Consider the following 24,394-nt stretch of genomic DNA (forward strand, 5'->3'; position numbering starts at 1 on the left):
CACGCGCGCGACCCAAAACAGCGCTTATCGCCAGCGGCGCGGCGGGGTCAAGTGCAATCTGCTCAGTATGACTTTCTGATTCCCCCCGTTGTGTGCCGAATTTACACTTTCCCTTTCGGGGGACTTACCGTTAAGATGTGTAGTATATACTTGTATTGTTAGAGCCGGAAAAATATTCGAGCCCCCACAAATGGCACAGTTCGTATAAACCACAGGGGAAAAGGGTGTTCTGCGGGAGAATTCCCGAGAATGCCGTTTCTTCCGAGGCAGATATTGATTAAATTCAACCCCTTGTAATATCTCATTTTATAGTGATCTAAGCCCGAATCCGGGTGGACCTGATTTGATTATCAGCCCAAAATTTGAGGAACAACAGCGTGAAATCTATCTGGGCCTATCTGTTCATCTTTCTGTGTGTGGTGCTCTGTTCGGCGGAACTGCCTGCACAATCGGAAACGGATGGTAGCAACGACAACCAGGGTCAGGCCGCGCGTCCTTCGACCTCCATGTCTGCCGCACGGGGTGAATACCCGCCGTTACCGGTTCCGTTCTTTCGGGGAAATGATCCCCGGTTTGTGGGTACGCAGGGCTTTTATTTCAGCCTGTGGAAGTTCATTCCGGTGGTGTTGCTGTTTCTGCTGTGGGCGAAGACTTCGTACTGGGTGGATGATGACAGCCGAAGCCTGAAGTGTAATACGGAGTTCTGGAGTTCGCTGATCCTGGTCATCGGCGGACTGGGTTTTCTGCTCGTGTTCTGTATGCCGAGTTTTGCCTTCGGGTTTGTGGTTCTGGCTTTGGCCTATGGGGGTCCCCTGGGCTTTTATATTCATGAGCGAAACGGGAAGGTACCTGCTTCCAGCCGCGTGATGACACCCAGTCATATTCGGAATATGACCCTGCGATATCTGGCGCAGATGGGGATTCGCGTGGGTGGTACCAAAACTCAGCAGTCGGCAGTGGGTCCTGATATCCGGTTTGTGGGCAAGTCCTCTACCGGTCGTGGGGATGACCCGACCAGTTCGCGACGGGTGGAAAACTCACGTGGTTTTCTGGCGGCTAAGGAACTGATTCACGATGCGATCATGCGTCGGGCGACGGACGTGCATCTGGAGCCGAAAGAAGATGAGTATGGTGTGCGTTTACGTATTGACGGGGTGATGTATCCCACGGAAGGCTTTGACCGGGGTGTCGGCGAGGCGGTGTTGAACATCTTCAAGGTGCTGGGTGCGATGGACATTACCGAGAAACGGCGTCCCCAGGACGGTAGTTTCCGGGCGATCATGCCTGACCGTGAGATCGACTTTCGTCTGGCCAGCCAGGGAACCCGGTATGGTGAAAAGATGAGTTTGCGTATTCTGGACCAGACGAACTCGATTGCCTCACTGGCCGAGCTGGGAATCCGCAAGCAACTGGTTGACAAGCTGAAGGGCATCGTCAAACAGCCGCATGGCCTGTTTTTATGCTGTGGTCCGACCGGTGCGGGTAAATCGACGACCCTGTTTGCCGCCTTGCATGAGATCGATCCTTACCAGCGAAACATTATTACGATTGAAGACCCGGTTGAATACCGGATTGATAACGTCTCGCAGATTGAGATCAACCAGAAAGCGGGCCAGACGTTTGCGGAATCGCTGCGAAGTATTCTGCGTCAGGACCCGGATGTGGTGATGATCGGGGAAATTCGAGATGCGGAAACCGCGCGGATTGCCTGCCAGGCAGCAAATACCGGTCACATGGTGTTTTCGACGGTTCACGCGAATGACACGTTTACGGCACTGTATCGACTGATTGACCTGGAAGTGGAGCCGTTCATGCTGGCCAGTTCTTTGTCGGCATTACTGGCACAGCGACTGGCGCGGCGGCTGTGCCCGGACTGTAAAGAAGAGTACCAGCCGAATCCGGAGTTTTTGAAGAAGGCCAATCTGCCTCCCGATAAAGTGAAGTCCTTTTATCGACAGCCGAAAAATCCGGAAGGGGTCTGCCCGACCTGTGGCGGCCTGGGATATATGGGGCGAATCAGTGTGGTTGAGCTGCTCGATTTTAACGAGCGGATGCGGGATATGATTCGCGATACGGCCAATATTTCTCAGTTGAAAGCGCAGGCCCGGAAGAACGGCATGTTGTATATGAAGGAAGAGGGTTTGAGGCTGGTCGTCAAGGGGGTCACTTCCATCGATGAACTGCTGCGTGTTGTGAAATAATTAACGTCGGCTTTATTTTTATTATACCTGTTAGCGAATATAGATATTCTGGACTGCAAACATGATCGACATCTTACTGCTGGCCATTGTGGGGATTGTAACCTGGTGTGTTGCCAGCGAAGGCGCCTGGGGCGCCGGTTTTATCTTCGTCTCCGTCCTGCTGGCAGGTCTGCTGGCGATGAACTTTTTTGAACCTCTGGCGACGTTTCTGTCAAATAATATCACGAATTCCTATGCCTGGCAGCAGCGGTGGGACATCATTGCGCTGGTCGGTCTGTTTGTGGGTTTCATCTTTCTGTTTCGAGAGCTCACGGTTCGCATTGCGCCCGCCTACATGCAGGTGCATCCGCTGGTTCACGAAGTGTCCCGCTGGGGCTTTGCCGTGATGACGGGTTATATTGCGATGGCATTTCTGCTGACGGCACTGCATACGGCACCCCTGCCGCGCGAGTTTGCCGGGTTCACTCCCGAGCGTAAGAACCTTCTGGGGATGGTTGCTCCCGATCGGGAATGGCTGGGTTTCACACAGTATGTTTCGGAAAAATCGATGCGTAAAGGAACGTTCGGGCATCTGTTTGACGGGCCGGAATACTCGTTTCCCCAGCAGGAAAACCAGATCTGGCCTTCGTTTCCGATTCGCTATGCGACACGCCGCGGGCAGGGGGGCGCCATGGGAGCCGCGGCGAAACCGGCGTCGGGAGACAAAGCAGACCGTTCATTCTGAGCCGGGTTGCCGGGAAGACCGGATGATTTAACTCTGCTGATTTTGAAACAGTCGCACCAGCTGCGGAATGAAACGTTCAAACGCCCGCGCACGATGACTGAGGTGCTGTTTGACGATGGGTGCCAGCTCGCCGAACGTTTTATGCAGCTCGATGATTTCGAAATAGGGATCGTAGCCGAACCCGTTCTGTCCGCGGGCAGCTTCGGTCATGCGACCCCGGCAGCGGGCTTCGACCTGCAGGCAGATTTCTCCGGTGGGATCGGCTAAAGCGACGTTGCAGATATAAGCGGCGGTTCGTTTTTCCAGGGGAACGCCACTCAGTTCCTGCAGCATCTTCTGGTTGTTCTTTTCGTCGGTGGCATCTTCGCCGCTGAAGCGTGCAGAATAGATTCCCGGTGCGCCATCGAGGGCATCGATCATCAGCCCGCTGTCTTCACCAATGGTCCAGTGAGAAAGCGTCCGCGCGGTCTGCGAAGCTTTTTTGGCAGCGTTCTCGCCGAAGGTATTGCCGTCTTCGACGACTTCTTCGGCCTGCGGGAAATCAGCCACGCTTTGAACCTGAATGCCATGCGGGGCCAGGAGTTCAGAAATTTCACCGGCCTTTTTCTGATTTCGACTGGCGAGTACGATGAGCGGATAGTGAGACATGGATCTGTTTTCAATAGAGACATCAATCAAAGGCGACAAACGGGGGAAAGCGCGGCGCAAAAAAAAGCCTTCCCGGGTAGAGGCACTTTATCAGGCCTGATTACTGGAGGGAAGGCTGCTGCTATGATTGAATGACGGGTTCCCGAAGCGTTTACTTTGCGCGGGGGACCTGCATCAGATTTGGTTTAGGATCGAAGACCCAGGATGCCAGGGGGGGCGCGCCTGCTGATGCGCCGGGAATGATGAAGTATTCGGACGTCATGGCTTCCACACCGGTTTCCGGGTGCGGTCTCATTTTTGAGCCAAACAGTTTGGCATAGGCTTCGATGCGGGGGTCCTGGGGAGAATCGAAAGACCCGACAGTGACGATCGAACGATATTTTTCATGCAGTACGTAGGCATCAATGTCAGTCGCATTACCGGCAGGGAAGCCATGTTTTTTCGCTTCACGCAACGCCTTGGTTAAGAGCCAGGCATTTTGTGCGGCTTTATCCAGGCTGTTACTGACCGTTTCAGATTCCGAAGCATTGGCAAATCGTGAAGTGGCTGTTTCCGTGACGGAATTTCCATAGAAAGAAGCGATGACCAGGGAGAATTTGCCTTTGTTATTCAGCAGCGAGTATTCCACTCCGGAATTCAGTTTGGCGATGAGCGGATCCTGTTTTCGCTTGGCGACTTCCTGTGGTGAGAGCAACGGGTTGATCGTGAGGAAGGCACCACTCAAGGGTCCGGGCTGGCCGGGAGTCTGTTTGTAGACGCCATTTTCGGTAATGACTTCGGGTTTGAAGTGCTTGATAAACTGGAGTGTCTTCTGTGCGACTTCGTCTTCACTGTCGGGATAGTTACCCGCGATGACGGAAATCATGGCGCGCTGGGCGGCATAGCTGCGGCGTTCTTCCCGACCCAGACGGTCGAGTGTGTTGAAACGCTGAATGACCGATTCCTGGCTGAAGGTGTAGGCAGGAATGCCGCGTTTGCGGAGTTCATAGACCATTTCATCGGCGGCTTCCTGGGCGCTTAAACCTTTGGATCGCCTGCTTTCGGGAATGTCGCTTAGACCGGCGACCATGATCATCCACGGTCCATGCCGTTTGGTCAGCTTGTATTTCTTACCTTTGACGGCTTCAATGCGGGCTTCTGCGACAGGCAGAAAACTGGTCGCGCAGACCGTGATGGCGATGGTAATAATCAGACATTGTTTAAGCAGTTGCATGGTCCGCATATCAGTATCCCTTCTGAACAGCGTCCGAACCGGATGGAATTAAATGGAATGATTGAGACTTGATTTCCGGCTTCATCCTGAAGGGAAACAGTCGTCTCAAGTTTAGACTGGGGTCGTGGTGATGTTGAGTTGCCTCAGACATGCGGCGGGAGTCTAGCAGTTCTGCAAAAATGAGTCCAGAGCTGATTTTTGCTGTCCGTTTTGAGGGACAGGAGCCGGGAAAAAGGATCTGGCGCTGCGGTGACTGAGAGAAATCAATTCCCAAGTGCGGTGGAGTTATCTATAATCTAAGTAATTGTATAATAATAAGATAACGACTTTGTTGATTCCGGATGATGGTCAATGCGTGTGCTTGTAGTTTCAGATATTCATTCCAACTGGGTGGCACTCTCTTCGATTCAGGAAGAGTTCGATTATTGTCTGTGCGTCGGGGATCTGGTGGATTACGGAACCGATCCGCTGCCTTGCATTGAATGGGTCAAAGAGCATGCTACCGCCTGTGTGCGCGGGAACCATGATCATGCCGTCGCGCAAAGAGTGGAAGCGAAAGGCTCAACCGGCTTTCGCAGGCTGGCATGTGTGACACGACCGTTGCATTGGGAGCTGCTGGATCGTGTCAGAATGAAATACCTGGCACGCTTGCCGATTTCACAGCAGATTACCATTGAGGGAGTCACGTTCTATCTGGTGCATGGCACGCCTCGCGATCCGCTGGATGAGTACCTGGGTGATAATGAAGCCGCCTGGACAGCCCGCCTGCAGGGCATCAATGCGAACTTTATCTGTGTGGGGCATACTCACATTCCGTTTCACCTGGACCTGGGGGACAAGCAGGTGATTAATCCCGGCAGTGTCGGTCAGCCCCGGGATGGCGATCCGCGGATCTCCTACGCGATCATTGAAGACGGCAAAGTCACAATGAAACGTCAGGAGTATGATATTCAGGCCGCTATCCGCCAGATCGAAGCAGCAGGCCTGTCAGGAGAAGCACTGGAGATGGCCTCCAGTGTGCTCCTTAACGGCCGAATGACTTCTTAATGATCCAACTCGACAGTTACGCATGCGGTTCGGTCATGCTCATTGGATCGAGGGCTTCTTTGAGTGTCTCCGCCGGCAGGATTTCCTGTTCGGTGCAGAGTTCTCGAATCGTCTTGCCTGACTTGAATGCTTCTTTCGCTAACGCCGAAGCTTTTTCATAGCCGATATACGGGTTCAGACTGGTGACCATGGAGAGACTGTTTTCGACGGCCGCGTTACAGGCTTCTTCGTTGGCTTCCATGTTTTCCAGGCAGAGCTTCTCGAATTCATTGCAGGAATTGGCCAGCAGGTGAATGCTTTCCAGGGCGGTGAATCCCATGACGGGCATCATGATATTCAGCTGGAACTGTCCTCCGGCGGCCCCGGACATGGTAATGGTCTGATCGTTGCCGATGACCCGGGTGGTGGCCTGCATCATGCTTTCGCACATGACTGGATTCACTTTGCCGGGCATAATGGAACTGCCGGGCTGCAGGTCGGGAATTTTGACTTCGTAAAATCCACAACGGGGGCCCGAGCCGAGCCAGCGGATGTTGTTGGAAACATTAAACAGTGTAGTGGCGATGGTTTTTAAGATCGCATGGCATTCCACCAGCCCGTCCCGCTGCGCATTGGCTTCAAAGTGATCGGCTGCTTCGACGAATGAGATGCCGGTGAGCTTTGCGAGTTCCACACTCACGCGATGACCGAATTCCGGATGAGTATTGATGCCGGAACCGACGGCGGTGCCTCCCACGGGTAACTCATAAACGGCAGCCGCTGCCTGGTAAGCACGTTCCACACTGAGTTCGAGCTGGCGGGCGAACCCACCAAATTCCTGTCCCAGGCGGAGTGGTGTGGCATCGGCGAGGTGCGTGCGGCCGATCTTAATGATCTGATCCCAGTCTTTGGCTTTCTGCGCCAGGCTGGCTGTCAGCTTTTCGAGGCCGGGAATCAACTGATTATGAATGCTGGAGGCGACGGCAACATGGATGGCAGTCGGGAAGGTGTCGTTGGTGCTCTGTCCCATATTCACATGGTCGTTGGGGTGGACGGACTTCTCGGGAGCAAAGCGGTCCTGTCCCAGAATTTCAATCGCCCGGTTACTGATGACTTCATTCACGTTCATGTTGCTCGAAGTCCCGGAGCCGGTCTGGTAAACGTCGATCGGAAACTGATCGTCGAATTTTCCATCGGCGACTTCGGTGGCAGCATCGATCAGTGCTTTGATCTGCTCATCATTCAGCGGATTTTTTCCACTGCCCGAAAGTTTTCCGATGTCACGGTTTGCATGGGCTGCGGCCAGCTTGACCTGACCCATGGCATGAATCAGGCTGGGAGGCAGGGTATTGCCGGAGATCTGAAAATTCTCAACGGCCCGTTGCGTCTGTGCACCGTAGTACGCTTCTGCTGGAACCTGTACTTCACCCATCGAATCACGTTCGGTTCGAAACCCCGACATGGTCTGTTTCCCGTCTCATTTAAAGTTGTCTATTGTGAATGTAAAAAGAGCCGACCTCCCTCAGTGGGCAGGCCGGCTTCAATTCTAGCAAGTTATCCTGTTTTCTCAATCGCCGCCCGGTTCGGGCGGGAAAATGTTAAGGGAGAGGCTGAGAGCTGCGGAGGTAGCTGAACAGGTCCCGGACTTCTTTCTCAGAAAGCTTATCGAGCAGTCCCTCGGGCATCAGCGATTTCTTCTGTGGCAGCATTTCGTCAATATTCTCGCGTTCCACGGTAATGCTCTGGCCGTCGGCGCTGCGGATGACGATCACATTATTATCCTGATCCGCAAGGAAGCCGTTCACGGTTCGCCCGTCTTCAGTGACGATCAGGTAAGTTTCAAAACCTTCGCGGATTTCGTTGGAAGGGTTGATGATATTCACCAGCATGCGACCCACGTCATCGCGTTTGAATGCCGTCAGATCAGGGCCGATTTCTCCTCCGTCGCCGAACAGCTTATGGCATTTACCACAGTTCTTCTGGAACAGCTTTTCCCCGGCGTAGCGATCGGGTTCTTCTGTTGCTGCCGAGAGCATTTTCTGTTGCGCGGCGATCTGCTGCTGCATCTGTTCGGTGGTGGCTCCGGCGATGGAACCGAAGTGTTTCGCGATGAGAGCGGTGATGCCTTCATCGCTGTAGACCGTCATTTTGCGGGCTGTTTCTACGGGCACGGTGTCTTTATTGATTTTACCCGCATCGATGGCCTGCAGGAATTCGAGAGCCCAGGGTTTGCGGATGGAAACCAGGGTCTGGGCGGCACTGCGGAGATCGTCGGACATGTTGGGATATTGTGAACTGACTACTTTGCCGATCGATTCATCCGGATATTGCTGCAGGGCGCTGATCGCGGCGATCTGCATCTGCAGGTCACTGGAATTCTGAATAATCTTCAACAGCAGGGGGACCGACTGCGGGACTTTGACTTCGCCGAGAATCTGAATCAGGTCGAGGCGTTTCTGGTTATCGGCTTTGGAGTCGGCGACGATCTTCAGCGCTTTTTCAACGGCCTCCTGATCACCCTGCCGCAGACCCAGCGACAGAGACTGTCCGCCGTATTTAGACATGGCCGCGATCAGTTCTTTAGGGAAACTGGTTTGCGAGCGACCTTTCATGGCAGTCTCAAAACCTGACATCAGGATTTCGGCATGCGATTTTTCGGGAGCAAGTTCCAGCAGGCGGGCACAGACCAGTAAGTCATTCCGCGAACCGGTTGATGCGAATCGTCGCATGATGCGCTCGAGGATGTATTTCTCCACAAGCGGATACTGCCAGACTTCTGGTTTTTCAAAATACGCGAGCAGTTCCTTCCTGTTCTCAGCAACCCGTTTTTCCAGAGACCACCAGAGGATCAGCGGGATATGCACGTCGTCCAGGTCTTCGGAGCGGCTCAACAGATTAAAGGCGATCGGCAGACCGGGTTCTGCAGGCAGTCGTTTGGAGGAACTGGCGAGCTGACTGCGAACCTGCACGTGCGGCTCGGTCAAAGCTAATGCAATCAGTTGCTGGCCGATTTCCGGGGAGACACGCTGGTCATCACAGAGCAGCCGAATAGTCCAGGCCCTGACGTGTGGGTCGGAATGCTGCAGTGATTTCTGTGCGACACCTTCGTCAAAACCGCCACTCAGGTTCAACGCCCAGAGTGCTTCCAGGGCAGACTGACCGTCAGATGAGAACAGTTTCTGTTTGAGTGCCGGGATGACGCTGGCGTCTTTGCGATCACCAAACAGGCGGAGTGCCTGCTGACGAAACCATTTGTTGGGATGGTCCAGCACGGCGATCAGTTCCTGTGATGACTTCTTGCCGAGATCGAAAGGAGTTAGTGGGCTGGCATCTTTGGCGGTGAGTCGATAGATGCGGCCATCATCCTTTTCCACCTGGCCGGAATAATGCTGGCCATGGGCAATCTGATGTTCGTACATGTCACAGAAATAAATCGCGCCATCCGGGCCGAGTTTAATATCGACGGGCCGGAAGCGTTTATCTGTGGTGGCGACCGGACGTTGCAGGTCTTCGGTCTGATAAGAGGATCCGTCGGCGGTGATTTCACTTTCGACCACGCGTCCCTGCAGCGGTTCGATTCCGAACAGGTGTCCCCAGTATTTTTTGGGGAGCGTTTCGGCTTCATAGATAATGAAGTTGTGAGTGAATCGCGGTACTTTGGCGTTCTTCATGGCCTGGAAATAACCGAAGGCATACGGATTGGACAGAGGTCCGTGTTTGCCGAAACCCTTCTGGTAGTAGCTGCCTTGAGTGTAATGGAAGCCCCGCGTGTTGCCTCCGTTGTGTCCGGAGTAGAGGCGTCCTTTGTCATCGAACTCCACGCCGAATGCATTTCCGCCCCCCTCGGCAAAAACTTCATAGATCTGTTTCTCGGGGTGATAACGCCAGATCAACTGGCCGAGTGTCTGAATGGCTTCCTTGTCTTTCTGCCCGGGCTTTTTCACTTTCCCGGAAACAGTACTTCCCTGTGACGAATAGAGCCAGCCATCGGGTCCCCAGCGGAGACTGTTGACGACGGAGTGCGTGTCTTCCAGGCCGAAGCCTTCGAGGTGCACGACGGGATCGCCGTCGGGAACATCATCGTTATCGTGATCGGGATAAAATAACAGATAGGGCGGGTTCAACACCCAGACGCCGCCTCGGCCTTTGACAAATGAAGAAGCAATATTCAAACCGTCCACGAACGTTTTATGCTTATCGTATTTTCCATCGCCGTTGGTGTCTTCATGGATGGTGATTTTGTCGGCCCCCTGTTCATGGTGTGGCGGAGGCAGGGGGATTTTGTCGTAGACGGCGCGATGGTGTTTATCTTTACTGAGGATTTTCAATCCTTCGGGATAGGGGTATTGCAGGTAGTTGATGACCCACATACGACCGCGTTCATCAAAGTTTTGAAAGATGGGCTGCCGGACCTGGGGCTCGGCGAGTACCTGTTCGATCTTAAGATCATCGGGAACGGTGAATTGCTTGAGTGAGTCCGCCGGGCTGAAAAATTCGCCTCCCGTATTATTGGGTGGCGGCACCGGGGGAGCGGCCTGAGCTGACGAAAACAGAGGCCACAGGACAGGTGTGACAGCCAGCAGCATGAACAGGCGATGGTTCATCATTCTGAATCTTTCTTGTTGGATCATGCAGTGAGTCTAAATCAGATCGGGGCGGGATGCAGATTCTGACCCGCAGGAAAGCTCTCCCGCGGCGGGATCAATCTCGTTGAGAATCTGTTAACCAGTCTGAAGGGAGCGTCTGCCAAAATCAAGTAACCGATCAAGAATGCAGGCCGGTTTCTCTGTCGCCCGTGCCATTATCTTCCCAGTTCTGCTGGTTTTCGAGTGATCTGACGTGGTAAAGGACTCCTGTGTTTTCTTACGATAAATGATGGCCAATTCCTTAATGGCAATTTGTGGTTTTTGTTAAATCGTTTCTTTCAGGACCGGATACATATGTTACAACGAATCACGCTGATGACCGTCGTATTGAGTATATTACTCACTGTTCAGATGGGATGGGCTCAACAGAAAGCGGCCGAAACTCACCCACGGCCTGCAACCGTGGCCGAGAACGCGAAGTTGCAGGAAGAGTATGCTGCGAAAGCATTTTTCGAAGGCCCCATCTGGGACCCGGTGGGCAAGCAGTTGTATTTCACTTCGTTCGTGGATAAAGACACGAAGATTTTGCGCCTGGAGGAACGGGGGAAAGCAAGTGTCTGGCTGGATCATACTAAAGGAATCAACGGGACATGGCTGTCGCTGGAGGGGCGGATGCTGGGGGCACAGGCCTATGGTCAGCATGTCATGAGTTACGCTTTCGGCGAGTCCGGACCCGCTGACACGATTGTGATTGCAGAGAACCCGAAATGGAACCAGCCGAACGATGTCTGTCAGACGCCGAATGGCAATATCTATTTTACCGACCCCGATTTCAAGAACCGCAAAACCAGTGCCGTGTATGTGAAAACAACGGCAGGCGAAGGGAAAAAAATCATCACCAGTATGCCGGTTCCCAATGGCGTGATCGCTTCGAATGACGGGAAGACCCTGTATGTGGGGGACAGCCATGAAAAGCTGTGGCGCAGTTTTCCGATCCTGGCAGACGGGACGGTCGGGGAAGGGATGCTGTTTTTTGATCCGGAGACCTCACGCCAAGATTCTCCTGACGGCATGAGCATTGATGCGGAAGGCAACCTGTATCTTTCCGGACGGGGTGGCGTCTGGGTGGCCAGTCCTGAGGGTAAGTCACTGGGGTTGATCCCAGTTCCGGAGTTCTGCTCGAATGTGACCTTTGGAGGTACGGAAGGGAAGACACTGTATTTCACCTGTGCCAACAAAGTCTACAGCCTGCAGATGAAGGTGAAAGGGGGACAGTTTCGCTAAACTGTGATCGGAAATGTCCATGAAAAAACAGGCGCTGTCCCGATGCGACAGCGCCTGTTTTGATTGAAATCGGAACAAGCGAACTTACAGAATCGCGGCCCCTTTGACGTCGATCCCTTTGAGAACCATCTTCAGTTCTTCGACGTTCGGTGAAATTTCGAACGCGTCGGCACGGCTGATGAATTCACGATCGATGAATCCTTTCAGGCTGTCGTTGAACTGCTGCATGCCTTCATCTTTACCGATGCGGATGGCGGCGGATAGTTTTTCATCATGTTCTTCCAGTACCAGTTTACGGACGGTCGGGTTGAACGTCATGATTTCGACGATGGGAACTCGCCCCGGTTTATCGACAATGGTCTTGAGCAGTTTCTGCGCGACGATCGCCCGCATGTTGAATGCCAGACTGCCTCGCAGCGCTTTATGCATATCCTGGGGGAACAGGTCGAGAATACGTCCGATACAACTGGGCGCGTTGGAAGCGTGAATGGTTCCAAACACAAGGTGCCCCGTTTCCGCAGCATGGATCGCGGTCGAGAAGGTTTCCATGTCACGCATTTCGCCCACCAGCATGATGTCGGGGTCCTGACGCACGGCGTGCTTCATCGCGATTTCGAAGTCTTTCACATCGATGCCGACCTCGCGCTGATTGATCAGACACTTGTTCTGTGTGTAGACGAATTCGATCGGGTCTTCAATCGTCAGAATGTGTTTGCGGTAATGGTCATTCACCCAGTTCAACATGGAGGCGATCGTGGTACTTTTACCACTACCCGTCACGCCGGCCAGCAGTACCATGCCCTGGTCGAACTTACATAAAGACTCCATCACGGGAGGCAGATACAAGCCATCGAAGTTGGGGATCGAGCGTTCGATTTTACGGGAGACCATGCCGGGAAAACCGAGCTGGATAAACAGGTTCACACGGAAACGCCAGGGTTCGCCTTCGTGTTCAACCACATACGAAAAGTCAGCTCCCCCTTCTTCGTGGAAGATTTTCTGGTTACGTTCATCCATCATCGGCATGAAGAGTGCCATCATCTGGTCCCGGTCGATCGGTTCCATCTGCAGTTCCCGCAGCGTTCCTTTGACACGCAGGATCGGTGCTTTGCCGACCTGCATGTGCAAGTCGGAGCCGCCATGCTTGATCAGCTGACGGAAGACTTTATCAATTTCGTTTTCAACGCGCCCCGTGATGGGATTGACGTCTTTGGGGGTCGCAGGAACTGTTGTCGCCATAAACAAACTCCACTTATTTCTAACGCTGTATTCTGCTGCAAGAGCGAGCAGCGGACTTGACAGGAATTGCTGATCTGAATTGAGACGAAGAGATCTGACACCTCATCCTCACCACGGCCTCCTGAGGCCGCTATTACTATTTTGAGGACTCTGAAGGAACATGCAAGCTTCAATTCCCGCGTTACCGGTAAATTTGTTGCTCTCCCGCAGAAACGGGTAGACCTGTTCCGGTTACCGGTTACACCCGATCCAGGCTGACTTCGCTTTTGAAGCGGATCGGAATTCCCCGTTCCGCCAGGTAGTGTTTCGTTTCATCAACAGGATGGGTCCCGTAGTGAAAAATGCTGGCAGCCAGTGCCGCGCTGGCTTTGCCTTCAGTCAGAATCTGATATAAGTGTTCAGGGCAGCCCGCTCCTCCGCTGGCGACCACGGGAATGGTGACGGCTTCGGCGACGGCGCGGGTCATCGGCAAATCGTAGCCGTCCTTGGTTCCGTCGGCATCCATGGATGTCAGTACGATTTCTCCGGCTCCCAGGTCTTCCACTTCCTGTGCCCATTCGATGGCTTCCAGACCCGTGGGAACCCGCCCGCCGTTCACGTGGACTTCCCAGAATTCTTTGCCATCTTTCTGGACCCGTTTGGGATCAATATTAACGACAATACACTGGCTGCCAAATCTCAGAGCGGCTTCACGGATCAGATCCGGATTTTTGACGGCGGAAGAGTTGATGGAGACTTTGTCACAACCGGCTTTGAGCAGTGCGCGGATATCATCGAGGGTGCGAATTCCGCCGCCTACCGTCAGTGGCATGAAAATAACTTCCGAGGTCCGGCGGACAATATCGAGAATAATCTCACGTTCTTCATGGCTGGCGGTGATGTCCAGAAAGACGAGTTCGTCAGCACCCTGTTCCTCATAACGGGCGGCGACTTCGACCGGATCTCCTGCGTCCTGAAGATTGACAAAGTTGACCCCTTTAACCACCCGACCTGCATGGACATCGAGGCAGGGTATGATTCGTTTTGCCAGCATGAATGAGAGCCTTGGTTCTGTAGTGGGAAGCGAATGTGAATCGCCTGGCAGGGATGGAAATATTGTGATATTTAATCTGTTTAAAAGATTAATCGATGGGTAATGGATTGAACAGTCTGCCGAGGCGGAATTCTGAGGGGCGAGCAGACCGATGTGTACAGGCAAAAAACGCAGCCCCATAATTGAGACTGCGAATGAAATCGAGCGGATGAGATCGCCTCAAAAGCGAACGTAACAGTCAGATAGTTAGCCACCGTGAGACAGCCAGGACGTTGATTATGTTGATTTCAGATCAAAGTTAATCGTATTGTCACCCCCGGTGACATCTGCCTTCAATTCTGTTTTCGAATTATATTTTGCGGGGATAGGGTCTTCATCCCCTTTTTTGGGCTTAGGGCGTGGCCTTCTTTGAGTCACATCTCCATCTGATTCCACGGGGGGAGTATCAATATCGGTGGTATCTGACATATCTACATTGGCCAGATCGGCATCGCCGCTGATGGTTTCATCAAGTGGCTTACCCGTGGTGATCTTTACTGTGTGACTGCCTACCAGGGCGCCTTTAGAGTCGCCCGGATAGGAGAGTTCATACTTACCACTGTCATCGGTTCGCCCTGTCGAGGGATTCCCTTTTTCCGGGACAAAGACCACGATTGCATCAGGCAGAGGTGTGCCATCCATCGTGACGACTCCAGTGACCGTTCCAAGATCCACCGAATCGCCGCCAGAACATCCCACACAAAAGACAGAAACAGATACCAGCAGGAACTTCGCTGTCATACTTTTAATAAAATACATATTTCTCCTCATTAGGCCTGATTACATAAGGTTCGATTCTGGCGGGCTGTCACGAAGTTAAAGATTCCGGTTTCACCAGGGGGTGAAACCGGAAAATGGCAGGTTTTACAGTGCTGCTTTAATACTCGCCCAGGACGTTTTTGTCATTGATGCCTGCGAGATACACCAGAGTATCTCCATTGACATTTTCGCTGATAAATTGGATCCGACCATCGCCGAAAAGAAAATGACAACCTCCCGTATGAGAGCTACTCAGTGTCCATTCATACTTGGTACCCGTCGTATTGTTGATACCATTAATGAGATAGATCGTGGAAAAATCGGGAGCCGTTGCTGAACCCTGATAGGTTCTAACAATCGCAGAATGGTAAGGCCAGTTTGCAATATTACCAGAAGTGCCAGTAGTATTAGATGCCCCAATCCAGACACCCCCTGCCGGGATTCCTTCTGTGGTTCTTTCGCCCACCATAATTACATTGCTGACGCCATCGGTAAAGTCACGGATTCGGTTTACCGAGTTGTTGTTAAAGGGCCCAGTATAACAGGTACCTGTGGTTGCACCAGGTTTAACATTACACGGCGAATAAATCGCGGGATAGTTTGACTTGCCAAAAGAACCAATGTTGGTGTTGATTCCTTCCATGGGGTCAGAAGGGCAGATGAATGCTGGCAGGATGGTTTTAACGAGAGCCAGCTGTGGAGGATTTCCCGTGTAATTGGCTCGCCAGGGAGCATTCATATTGATCTGATTATAAAGTGAAGCCTGATCCATAAAGGGGAGAATCATCACACTCCAGGCGAGGTAACTGTCCGTATCAGGATCGTAAGTTGTATTCCGGAGTGTCTCGACCTGCATTTGTGGAAATGAACGATGTGTTTCGTGGTAGTTGTGTAAAGCCAGACCAATCTGCTTCAGGTTGTTTTTGCAGGTACTCCTGCGAGCTGCTTCACGTGCCTGTTGAACAGCGGGTAACAGCAGTGCAATCAAAATCGCGATGATCGCAATCACAACCAGAAGCTCAATCAGGGTGAAGCCCCGTTTTGATGTGAGTCGTTTCATCTTTACCTCCAGCATAGAAAGAAATTAAGAGAAAGGAATAAATTACTCTCTCGAACTCTCGTTTCAGTTTTCAATTTAGATTGAAAGCAGAGGTAGTTGCATCACGATATTAAGCGATTTAGAAAATTTCATATCCAAAAGGACAAAGCTTGGGGATGCCGGATACCTAATTTGATAACTAGAGCGCGAAAACGATATTTAACCAGGTAAAAACTGCCAGAATTTGCAGTTTGATGAACACAATAAGCGTATTGGCGAAAGCCGGGAAAGAACTGTAGTGAATTACTGTCTGATTGTAAGAAACAAAAAATTAAAATGTCAAACAAATTCTATGAAGGAACAAATATTTATCACAAATAAGTTTCGTTTAGAAAAAGAAAGGTGGGCATATTTAAATGGAATCGATTGCTTTAGTGGATCTCATGTGGATTACTCAACACAAATGGATGCGGTTGAAAAACTCTGAGAAAATTTCCGCGCAAATAAAATGACACCAAGGGTTTTTGCGGTTAACCATTTGGCACTTGGAAGTAACTTCAAGGGAAGCGAGCCCTGATGGTTGAGCTATAAAGAGCGGACACTTGAGAGGTGAAACTCAAATGGGACTTCAGTGCGGAAGAATAATGAGTAAATCGATTTTGTGGTATCCGCGATGCGCATCGCGGAATGAGGCCGGACCCTGATCGCAGAAAATTGCGCGTCTGAACCATCTTTAATGGTGCACCCAACATCGCATCCAATTTTCGAGGTGCAGTTCATCATCCGAGAGCAGTTGTGCTTCAACTGAACTTCAGGTCCGCAGGTCCACTACCTTGAGCGTACCCTGCCTTGCTACAGCATCACAGGCGGAACCTGAGGCTGCAGGCTGGATGAAGTGAAGTCGTTTCGCGATTTTCTGAGAATTAAAGTTCTACTGTATCAAAGCGACGGTTTACACAGATTCAGGTAATTCACTACGCTTATTGAGACGTCCCGCTTCTGATACAGGATCAGCTTTGGCTACTCTGAATTCAGCTCAAAATCGATTGTATTTTCTCCTGCCGAGACGTTTTTGGTCAGTTCTGTCTGCGAATTATATCTGGCAGGGATCGGTTCATATTTTCCTTTCTGTGTTGAAGTAACGACTGATCTCTGGGTGACATCACCATCCGATTCGGGAGGGGGAGTATCAATATCAGTCGTATCTGACATTTTTACATTGGACAGATCAGTATCACTGTCCATTTCTTCGTCCAGTTCGTTTGATTCCCGTGTAGTGATCTTAATCGTATGGTTGCCTACAATCGCTCCTCTGGAATTTCCCAGATAAACGAGATCGTAGTTCCCCTCTTCGTCGGTTCTGCCAGAAGAAGGATTTCCCTTCTCAGGTACAAAAACAATAATGGCATCTGCGAGTGGCTCGCCATCCATGGTGACCACTCCCGAGACACTGCCTAGTTCAACTTTATCTCCTTCAGAGCATCCCAGGCTGCAGGCTGTTAACGTAACCAGGAAATAAGTCCATGGCATTCTGGATATGTAACGCATCGTATTTCTCTACGACCGGGGTTGCTTGAAGAAGTAGTTTTCTGTTGATCTTCAGAGATTAGAGATTTCGGTTATACCAGAAATATAGTGAAAGCGGAAAAACAAAGTTCGTTTCAAAAAGCGATTAGAATTCGCCAATGACATTTTTATCATTGATGGCAGCCAGGTAAACCAGTGTGTCACCATCGATATTTTCGCTGATGAAGCGGACACTCCCGTCTCCCATGACGAAGTGGCAACCACCTGCATGAGAACTACTGAGCGACCAGGCATACCTCAGACCATCATTGTTGTTGATGCCATTGATCAGGTAGATTGTGGATGGATCGGGAGTCGCTGCTGCACTCTGATAGGTTCGCACAATCGCATTGCACCAGGGCCAGTTGCCATAATTTCCTGCATTTCCATTGTTACGTAACTCGGAACCGATCCAGATTGCTCCCGAACCACGGTCTTCTGTCGTTCGTTCCCCAACCATGATTACATTACTGGGGCCATCGGTAAAATCCCGTAAGCGTGTGGGAGTATGATTGTTGAATGGCCCGGAATAACAGGAACCGGTTGTGTTGCCAGGTTTAATGTTACAGGGAGAGTAGATAGCCGGGTAATTCAATTTACCCCAGGAACCGATATTCTTGTTGATCCCTTCCATGGGATCGGAAGGACAGTTGAACGGCGGAATGATGGTCTTAACGAGCGCTGGCTGGAGTACCGTTTTTGATGCATCACGCCAGGGGGCGTTCATGTTAATCTTGTTATAAAGAGGTGCCTGGTCCATGAAAGGCAATATCATGACACTCCAGGAGAGATAGCTTTCTGTGGGAATATCATGATCAACTTTCCTTAAGCTTTCCACGTGCATCTGGGGGAACGTTCGATGCGTTTCATGGTAGTTGTGCAACGCCAGACCAATCTGTTTCAGATTGTTCTTACAGGTACTTCTGCGGGCTGCTTCACGCGCCTGCTGCACAGCGGGTAACAGAAGAGCAATCAGAATCGCGATGATCGCAATCACGACCAGGAGTTCAATCAGGGTGAAACCCCGTTTTGGTGTGAGTCGTTTCATCTTCACCTCCGGCATTAGTTAGAGCTATATGAGAAATGATAGGCCTTTCCCACTCTCATCTGGCCTTTCAGCGATTCGAAAACGGTATTGCGCACAAAACTAAATAAGGTGTTGACGTAAAATCTGCGCACAGTCAAATTTCAGTTAGCTGTAAAGAGCGACTTGTGTTAGTTCAGATAAGAGTAAGAAATTTGAAAGTTATAACGACAAAATTAACTACCAGAATCGGTAGATTAAGTCTCACAGTTTTATGGCGAATGCCTGTCAGAGTTGTTGGAAAAGACATGTCTCATTAAAAGCCAGATAATTAATTTGTCAACATGTTTCTATTTGTATTTATCGATTATTTCAGCTCAAAAATGAATAAAATATCATATCTGCAGCGACACCCTGAGTTTATGAGAGAAGAAATTCTTCGGAAAAATATAGAATTCGCGAAACTTCATTCGAGCCAGCGTGTTGTTGATCGCCACGATGTTCTGTAGGAGTGAAAAAAGGAGGGAAATCACTTTCAAATATGAATATAAAATCGTTTCTCTGTCACAGCAATCGTTGCCCGTGCTTCTATCGGAAAGTAATACTTATCTATCGACCCGGAATTTAAATCGAACTGAAAAACGGGATACAATTGGGAAGCCAGCGCAACCCAGATGAGCCCAGTGGCTCGCCGCACGAAGAATTTCAATCTGAATTCGTATGCCTTATTGATAAAGCGGGGGATCTGCAGTGTTAAAAAAATAACCGCCGTGGAGTAAATCATGCACACGGCGGTATGGCTGCCAGGAGAGAACTCTCCTGTCTGAATCTTGGGAATAAAATGGAGACAGGAGATTCTGTTTTCTGTTCCAGCCGCGAGTATTACGGAGGAAGTGCCAGAGAGCTTTCGTCTCCCACCTGGGCAGGAGGTTTACTTTGATCTTCTGCCGTTTCAGAATTTCCCGAACATCCCTGAGTCAGGGATAGCAGTGGCAGGCAGAAGAAGATGAATAAGCATTTGTGAAACTTGCTCACAATGATCTCCTTACATGTAATATGGATTACGCGAAAAACCCTTGAAAATATTCTGACAGAGCTCTGTTATTAAATAGAAAGTGAGATCGAATTAATATTCACCCAGAACCTGACCATCATTGATGCGTGTCAATAATGCATACGTGTTTTTGTCCATATTCTCAGTGAGAAAGCGAACCGATCCATCTCCCATCAGAACATGGATGCCGCCTTCGTGAACACTAGATGCTACATTGACGTAAAATCTGCTGTCTGCAGTAGTACCAGCGCCTGTCATTCCCACAACCTGAATGGGGCCATTGATGTGATAACGCGCGTTGTTGATATGGTTGGCGTCGATATTCGGATGGTTGACCGCAAACGTTCCATGTCGTCTATAGCCGGCCCAGATCGGTGAGTATGCATCGTCAGATCTGCCTGAAATCGCTCCTTCGCAAACTGCGATTGTGGCACTGAGTCCATCTTTCACGTCTTTGATTTTAGCAGCACCATTATGGCCAAACATGCCACGATAGCGAATCCCTGTGCGTCCATCCGCCAGATTACTGGTACTGTCTTTGTAGGCAGAATAGATATTTCCGTCTACCCAGCCATTTCCATGACCGCCTGCGCAGAACAGATAATTTGCTCTGGCATGGTTCGCGATAAACCCATCGGCATCGGTTCTGACTTCAATGTCTTCACCTTCATCCGAGGGGCAAAGCAGGATGGGGATTTTCGTCTGGACCAGTGCGCTGTTGGCGTTTGGCCAGCCTCCCACAACATCTGTAAACAGGCCGCGAAAATGACCGTTCGTGGCGATATTGAGGTTAAACTGATTGTAGAGCGGCGCCTGATCCATATAGGGCAGTAACATGAGCCAGCCTGTGTGATTCAATGCCAGCGTCACGCTCGCAGGCAGTACTGTGCTTCCTGCATTGTTTGATCCAAGAGGGAAAATACGATGTGCTTCATGGTAGTTGTGAAGTGCCAGGCCAATCTGTTTCAGGTTGTTTTTACAGGTGGATCTTCTGGCAGCTTCCCGCGCCTGTTGTACTGCAGGCAATAAAAGGGCGATCAGAATGGCAATGATGGCAATCACCACCAGCAATTCAATTAGTGTAAAGCCAAGTTTCTGTGAACGCTTTCGGTTCATGTGACGTCTCTTTCACAAATAGGAGAAAAGTTAGAATTTAAAATATAACGAATATTTAAAACTCAAGGAGTAACTGTTTCATCTAGAGACTGAAGCAACGTGACTGTTTTAGTGATCCCATTTTTTTGATATGCAGACAATACTGGATCAATGGACTGTATGAATTACAGGTATCAAGAATGTACCGCCAAAAGTTGATATGTTTATTAGGAACCCCCAAGTCTATATATTTGTTTCGTAAGAAATCAATTAAAAATAGAAAATATGAGAAATTGAATATTAGGAAGATTTAGTAAGGGGAAATGAGAAATGTGACTGGTTCTATCCAGTAGCGCCAGGCAAATAGAAAATCGGCTGTCCCGGAGTCGGAACAGCCGATCAAAGAGGTTGTGATAGCAGTGGTTAAAATAAAGTCGTTAGCCAAAACGTCGAATCAACTTACTCTGGTGGAAGAGCCAGCGATTCCTCGTCTCCGGTTTCGACAGGGACTTCATCATCAGGCGTAGATCCCACTGAGTTTCCGGCACATCCTGAAATCGAAATAAGCAAAGACAGAATCAGAAAGAGCGGCAGTAATTTATGAAGCAGTTTCACAATTAACTCCTTATTTTACAAGAGTTCAGGATCTGTGTTACCTGTAGAACTCATGTCAAATCAAGTCTTACTTACAGGCTTTAATACTCGCCGAGAACCTGGCCGTCATTGATGCGAGTCAACAGGGCATACGTGTTCTTGTCCATATTCTCGCTTAAGAAACGAGTTGATCCATCTCCCATTAAAACATGAATTCCCCCTTCGTGCACACTGGAGGCAACACCCACATGATGTCTGTTGTCTGCTGTGGTACCAGCGCCCGTCATACCTGGTACATGAACCGGGCCATTGATGTGGTAGCGGGCATTGTTGATGTGATTCGCATCAATGTTCGGGTGGTTCACCGCGAATGTGCCATAGCGACGATAGCCTCCCCAGATGGGCGTATAAGCATCACTGGTGCGGCCACCGATGGCACCCTCACAAACGGCAATCGTTACACTGGTGCCGTCTTTAATATCCCTGATTTTAGCTGCGCCATTATAGCCGAACATGCCTCGGTATCGGATTCCGGTCCGGCCATCTGCCAGGTTACTGGCACTGGTTTTATAGATTGTCCAGAGCCTCCCACCACTCCATCCGTTACCATGTCCACCGGCACAAAATAAATAATTAGCGCGGGCATGATTTGCAATATAATTCTCGACATCTGATCGAACTTCAATGTCTTCACCTTCGTCGGAGGGGCAAATCATTACAGGTAGTTTCGTTTGTACCAATGAAGTATTAGCATTGGGCCACCCACCTACGACCCCTGTGATAGAATTGGAAGCGGAACTCGAAGGGGCACCATAATGTCCATTGGTCGCGATGTTTAAATCCAGCCGATTATAGAGCGGCGCCTGATCCAGGAATGGGAGTAACATCAACCATCCCGTATGGTTCAAGGCGAGCGTTGGTTCAGGAGAGACGTCTCGAAAGTCACCACTGCCAATCTGATTTGCTCCCATGGGAAAGACGCGATGAGTTTCATGATAATTGTGAAGTGCCAGTCCTATTTGTTTCAGATTGTTCTTACAGGTGGATCTGCGGGCAGCTTCGCGGGCCTGTTGGACAGCAGGTAACAGCAAGGCTATTAAGATTGCAATAATTGCGATAACGACGAGAAGTTCGATCAGCGTGAATCCTCGATTTGAAGAGAGCCGTTTCATCTCCACCTCCGGTTGTACAAAGAGAAATAAAAGAAATGATGATCATTTCTCACTCTTATCCGGCCTTCAAGCGAATTGAAAACAGCAATGCACATAAACCCTGAACGTGCAACGAGTCACAGAAGAATCTGAGCACAGTTAAATTTCAGTTAGCTGTAAAGAGCGACTAAATTAGAAATTTACAGATAAGAAATAAGAAATTCGCATATAACAAAAAAACTATCTGAATAGATAGAACAATGCGTATCGTTTTTTGGCGAGTGCCTGCTCGATTTTTCTGAAAAGATAATAACTATTAAAAACCAGGGAATGAAATTGTCAACATGTTTCTATTTGCATTTATCGAATATTCCAACTGATAATTTAAGGGATGGCTATATCTATAAAGATATAGCAAGTTTATGAGAAAAGAAATTCTTCGAAAATATTTGGGATTTGCGAAACTTAATTTGAGTTTCTGTGTTGCCCTGCCTCATGGTACTTTTTTAGGTGAAAAGAGAATGCGAATCACTTTCCAGTTTAACCAAAAATGGTTCCTCGGTGATTGCAATTGTCGCTATGCTTCTATACAGCGGCGAAACATTTCTAAAGAACGTTTTAATAATTGTGGACGCGAGCTTGATGATGGACCTGCGCTGTTGTCCAATCAGAGTATCTGTCTTTAGAGTATCTGTCTTTGTAGAAAAATAAATCATTGGCTGGTGAGTGTCTGGAAGTTTTGCAGGTGTTTCCCCTGCTGGACACGTTTGATGCTCAACGCTCGAACAATAACGAGGATCTGAAATGAAAATACATCGTCTGTGTCAGCCTGTTGTGTGTGTCGCTCTGATTGCTGGTCTGTTCCAAATTCCTGTTGGGCTGGCGGACGAAAGTGAAAAATCAGCCTCGGCGGAATCGGGAACCGTTCAACGTGTCCTGCGACTGCCTGCGAGCGAGAATAATCCCCGCAACAGTGAAGGGGACTTCATTACTTTGAAGGATGGACGCATTTTGTTTGTCTATACTCATTTCACAGAAGGCGCTGCAGATCACTCTTCCGCTTACCTGGCTGGCCGCTACTCATCCGATGGAGGCAAAACCTGGACGCAGGAAGATGAGACCATCATTGAAAATGATGGCAAGCAGAACATCATGTCGGTTTCGCTGCTGCGTCTGCAGGACGGACGGATTGCTCTGTTTTATGCCCGAAAAAATTCGCTCCATGATCTGCTGCCGGTCATGCGTATCAGCGCTGATGAAGGTGCCAGCTGGAGTGAGCCGGTTGAGATCATTCCGCAAAACGAAGTCGGGTACTATGTGCTGAATAATGATCGCGTCGTGCAGTTGAAAAATGGTCGTATTGTGGTTCCGCTGGCGCTGCATCAGAATCTTCCGGGCTCAGATCGTTTTAACCCGAATGCGAAATTTCTCTGCTACTACTCTGACGATCAGGGAAAAACGTGGCAGCGGGGAAAGGATGTGGTTGTCCAGACGCAACCGGGTGCCAAACAGCCTTACATGCAGGAGCCCGGTCTGGTCGAACTGAAAGACGGAACCCTGATGGGTTTCTGCCGAACGAACGGAGGCAGTCAGTATGTTGCATTTTCAAAAGATGGCGGCCAGACATTTTCTGAACTGAAACCGTCAAACATCATCTCGCCTGTTTCACCCGCATCCATTGAACGCATTCCGTCGACCGGTGATCTGCTGCTGGTCTGGAATAATCACGAGGGGATCGACGCAACGTTGCGCGGCAAGCGGACACCCTTATCACTGGCCATTTCCCGGGACGAAGGCAAGACCTGGCAGCAGGCTCAGAATATCGAAACCAATCCGAATGGCTGGTACTGTTACACGGCGATAGAATTCACCAAAGACGGTGTTTTGCTGGGGCATTGTGCCGGGGATCGCACGAAAAATAACGGACTGGCGGAGTCACAAATCACATTCGTCCCACTCTCTGCCATTTATGGAAAGTAGGTGAGGCACGGAATTGTGTCCTCTTTTATCAGGAATAAAGCCGATCGTACCAGAAAAAGAACCGATCGGATTGATCTCTGAGATCGTGCTTGAATTCGCGGAATGAATCAGGGAAACTGATAAACAAGAAACTTAAAAA

Annotated in this window: 17 protein-coding genes; 5 read left to right on the plus strand and 12 right to left on the minus strand. The window is 50.1% G+C overall.

Annotation, left to right across the window (positions count from 1 at the left end; translation table 11 throughout):
* Positions 1–377: 377 nt before the first annotated feature.
* Both AACZ40_RS08785 and AACZ40_RS08790 read left to right on the plus strand, forming a co-directional pair.
* The gene (locus AACZ40_RS08785) at positions 378–2,201 is read left to right on the plus strand and encodes a GspE/PulE family protein (protein ID WP_291171098.1); all 1,824 of its coding nucleotides are present in this window, start codon (positions 378–380) and stop codon (positions 2,199–2,201) included.
* 61 nt (positions 2,202–2,262) lie between these two features.
* Positions 2,263–2,925 (plus strand): CvpA family protein, encoded by a 663-nt coding sequence (locus tag AACZ40_RS08790; RefSeq protein WP_291171100.1) that lies wholly within the window; start codon positions 2,263–2,265, stop codon positions 2,923–2,925.
* A gap of 27 nt (positions 2,926–2,952) precedes the next feature.
* Here the strand turns inward: AACZ40_RS08790 and rdgB are convergent, their stop codons facing one another.
* Positions 2,953–3,573 carry an RdgB/HAM1 family non-canonical purine NTP pyrophosphatase gene (gene rdgB, locus AACZ40_RS08795; RefSeq protein WP_291171102.1) on the minus strand — a complete coding sequence of 207 codons (621 nt, stop codon included), beginning with the start codon at positions 3,571–3,573 and terminating at the stop codon, positions 2,953–2,955.
* 151 nt (positions 3,574–3,724) lie between these two features.
* Positions 3,725–4,795 (minus strand): hypothetical protein, encoded by a 1,071-nt coding sequence (locus AACZ40_RS08800; RefSeq protein WP_291171104.1) that lies wholly within the window; start codon positions 4,793–4,795, stop codon positions 3,725–3,727.
* A 342-nt stretch (positions 4,796–5,137) separates the two neighbouring features.
* Here AACZ40_RS08800 and AACZ40_RS08805 point away from each other — a divergent pair, with 342 nt between their 5' ends.
* A complete protein-coding gene (locus AACZ40_RS08805; RefSeq protein WP_291171106.1) occupies positions 5,138–5,833 on the plus strand; it encodes a YfcE family phosphodiesterase in 696 nt (231 codons plus the stop codon).
* Between the two features lie 16 nt (positions 5,834–5,849).
* Here the strand turns inward: AACZ40_RS08805 and AACZ40_RS08810 are convergent, their stop codons facing one another.
* Both AACZ40_RS08810 and AACZ40_RS08815 read right to left on the minus strand, forming a co-directional pair.
* Entirely contained in the window at positions 5,850–7,274 is a 1,425-nt protein-coding gene (locus AACZ40_RS08810; protein WP_291171108.1) for a class II fumarate hydratase, read from the minus strand.
* A 136-nt stretch (positions 7,275–7,410) separates the two neighbouring features.
* A complete protein-coding gene (locus AACZ40_RS08815) occupies positions 7,411–10,419 on the minus strand; it encodes a PVC-type heme-binding CxxCH protein (protein ID WP_291171110.1) in 3,009 nt (1,002 codons plus the stop codon).
* A 333-nt stretch (positions 10,420–10,752) separates the two neighbouring features.
* Here AACZ40_RS08815 and AACZ40_RS08820 point away from each other — a divergent pair, with 333 nt between their 5' ends.
* Positions 10,753–11,682 carry an SMP-30/gluconolactonase/LRE family protein gene (locus AACZ40_RS08820; RefSeq protein WP_339674080.1) on the plus strand — a complete coding sequence of 310 codons (930 nt, stop codon included), beginning with the start codon at positions 10,753–10,755 and terminating at the stop codon, positions 11,680–11,682.
* A gap of 84 nt (positions 11,683–11,766) precedes the next feature.
* On the opposite strand, the gene AACZ40_RS08825 is transcribed toward AACZ40_RS08820, so the two are convergent.
* The 8 genes from AACZ40_RS08825 to AACZ40_RS08860 form a co-directional block, all read right to left on the minus strand.
* Positions 11,767–12,921: a PilT/PilU family type 4a pilus ATPase gene (locus AACZ40_RS08825; protein WP_291171113.1), complete on the minus strand. Its 1,155-nt coding sequence runs from the start codon at positions 12,919–12,921 to the stop codon at positions 11,767–11,769.
* Positions 12,922–13,159: 238 nt separating this feature from the next.
* The gene (gene hisF / locus AACZ40_RS08830) at positions 13,160–13,954 is read right to left on the minus strand and encodes an imidazole glycerol phosphate synthase subunit HisF (protein WP_291171115.1); all 795 of its coding nucleotides are present in this window, start codon (positions 13,952–13,954) and stop codon (positions 13,160–13,162) included.
* 276 nt (positions 13,955–14,230) lie between these two features.
* Positions 14,231–14,752 carry a carboxypeptidase regulatory-like domain-containing protein gene (locus tag AACZ40_RS08835; RefSeq protein ID WP_291171117.1) on the minus strand — a complete coding sequence of 174 codons (522 nt, stop codon included), beginning with the start codon at positions 14,750–14,752 and terminating at the stop codon, positions 14,231–14,233.
* A 118-nt stretch (positions 14,753–14,870) separates the two neighbouring features.
* A complete protein-coding gene (locus AACZ40_RS08840) occupies positions 14,871–15,812 on the minus strand; it encodes a DUF1559 domain-containing protein (RefSeq protein ID WP_291171118.1) in 942 nt (313 codons plus the stop codon).
* A 999-nt stretch (positions 15,813–16,811) separates the two neighbouring features.
* On the minus strand, positions 16,812–17,339 hold the full coding sequence (locus AACZ40_RS08845) for a carboxypeptidase regulatory-like domain-containing protein (protein ID WP_291171120.1): 528 nt from the start codon (positions 17,337–17,339) through the stop codon (positions 16,812–16,814).
* A gap of 124 nt (positions 17,340–17,463) precedes the next feature.
* On the minus strand, positions 17,464–18,405 hold the full coding sequence (locus AACZ40_RS08850) for a DUF1559 domain-containing protein (protein WP_291171121.1): 942 nt from the start codon (positions 18,403–18,405) through the stop codon (positions 17,464–17,466).
* Positions 18,406–19,507: 1,102 nt separating this feature from the next.
* Positions 19,508–20,551 carry a DUF1559 domain-containing protein gene (locus AACZ40_RS08855; RefSeq protein WP_291171123.1) on the minus strand — a complete coding sequence of 348 codons (1,044 nt, stop codon included), beginning with the start codon at positions 20,549–20,551 and terminating at the stop codon, positions 19,508–19,510.
* A gap of 674 nt (positions 20,552–21,225) precedes the next feature.
* A complete protein-coding gene (locus AACZ40_RS08860) occupies positions 21,226–22,296 on the minus strand; it encodes a DUF1559 domain-containing protein (protein ID WP_291171125.1) in 1,071 nt (356 codons plus the stop codon).
* A 783-nt stretch (positions 22,297–23,079) separates the two neighbouring features.
* Between AACZ40_RS08860 and AACZ40_RS08865 the strand changes: the two genes are divergently transcribed.
* Positions 23,080–24,255, plus strand: coding sequence for a sialidase family protein (locus AACZ40_RS08865; protein WP_291171127.1), 1,176 nt, complete (start codon positions 23,080–23,082; stop codon positions 24,253–24,255).
* Positions 24,256–24,394: the final 139 nt, after the last annotated feature.

Origin of the sequence: uncultured Gimesia sp. (assembly GCF_963972345.1) — a bacterium.
In the GTDB taxonomy this organism is placed as follows: Bacteria; Planctomycetota; Planctomycetia; order Planctomycetales; family Planctomycetaceae; genus Gimesia.

Bases quoted from the DNA above. Each gene is read 5' to 3' on its own strand.
- AACZ40_RS08855 (WP_291171123.1), bottom strand. From the start codon at position 20,551: ATGAACCGAAAGCGTTCACAGAAACTTGGCTTTACACTAATTGAATTG.
- hisF (WP_291171115.1), bottom strand. From the start codon at position 13,954: ATGCTGGCAAAACGAATCATACCCTGCCTCGATGTCCATGCAGGTCGG.
- AACZ40_RS08805 (WP_291171106.1), top strand. From the start codon at position 5,138: ATGCGTGTGCTTGTAGTTTCAGATATTCATTCCAACTGGGTGGCACTC.
- AACZ40_RS08835 (WP_291171117.1), bottom strand. From the start codon at position 14,752: ATGTATTTTATTAAAAGTATGACAGCGAAGTTCCTGCTGGTATCTGTT.
- AACZ40_RS08800 (WP_291171104.1), bottom strand. From the start codon at position 4,795: ATGCGGACCATGCAACTGCTTAAACAATGTCTGATTATTACCATCGCC.
- AACZ40_RS08810 (WP_291171108.1), bottom strand. From the start codon at position 7,274: ATGTCGGGGTTTCGAACCGAACGTGATTCGATGGGTGAAGTACAGGTT.
- AACZ40_RS08860 (WP_291171125.1), bottom strand. From the start codon at position 22,296: ATGAAACGGCTCTCTTCAAATCGAGGATTCACGCTGATCGAACTTCTC.
- AACZ40_RS08840 (WP_291171118.1), bottom strand. From the start codon at position 15,812: ATGAAACGACTCACATCAAAACGGGGCTTCACCCTGATTGAGCTTCTG.
- AACZ40_RS08790 (WP_291171100.1), top strand. From the start codon at position 2,263: ATGATCGACATCTTACTGCTGGCCATTGTGGGGATTGTAACCTGGTGT.
- AACZ40_RS08825 (WP_291171113.1), bottom strand. From the start codon at position 12,921: ATGGCGACAACAGTTCCTGCGACCCCCAAAGACGTCAATCCCATCACG.
- rdgB (WP_291171102.1), bottom strand. From the start codon at position 3,573: ATGTCTCACTATCCGCTCATCGTACTCGCCAGTCGAAATCAGAAAAAG.
- AACZ40_RS08865 (WP_291171127.1), top strand. From the start codon at position 23,080: ATGAAAATACATCGTCTGTGTCAGCCTGTTGTGTGTGTCGCTCTGATT.
- AACZ40_RS08850 (WP_291171121.1), bottom strand. From the start codon at position 18,405: ATGAAACGACTCACACCAAAACGGGGTTTCACCCTGATTGAACTCCTG.
- AACZ40_RS08815 (WP_291171110.1), bottom strand. From the start codon at position 10,419: ATGATGAACCATCGCCTGTTCATGCTGCTGGCTGTCACACCTGTCCTG.
- AACZ40_RS08845 (WP_291171120.1), bottom strand. From the start codon at position 17,339: ATGCGTTACATATCCAGAATGCCATGGACTTATTTCCTGGTTACGTTA.
- AACZ40_RS08820 (WP_339674080.1), top strand. From the start codon at position 10,753: ATGTTACAACGAATCACGCTGATGACCGTCGTATTGAGTATATTACTC.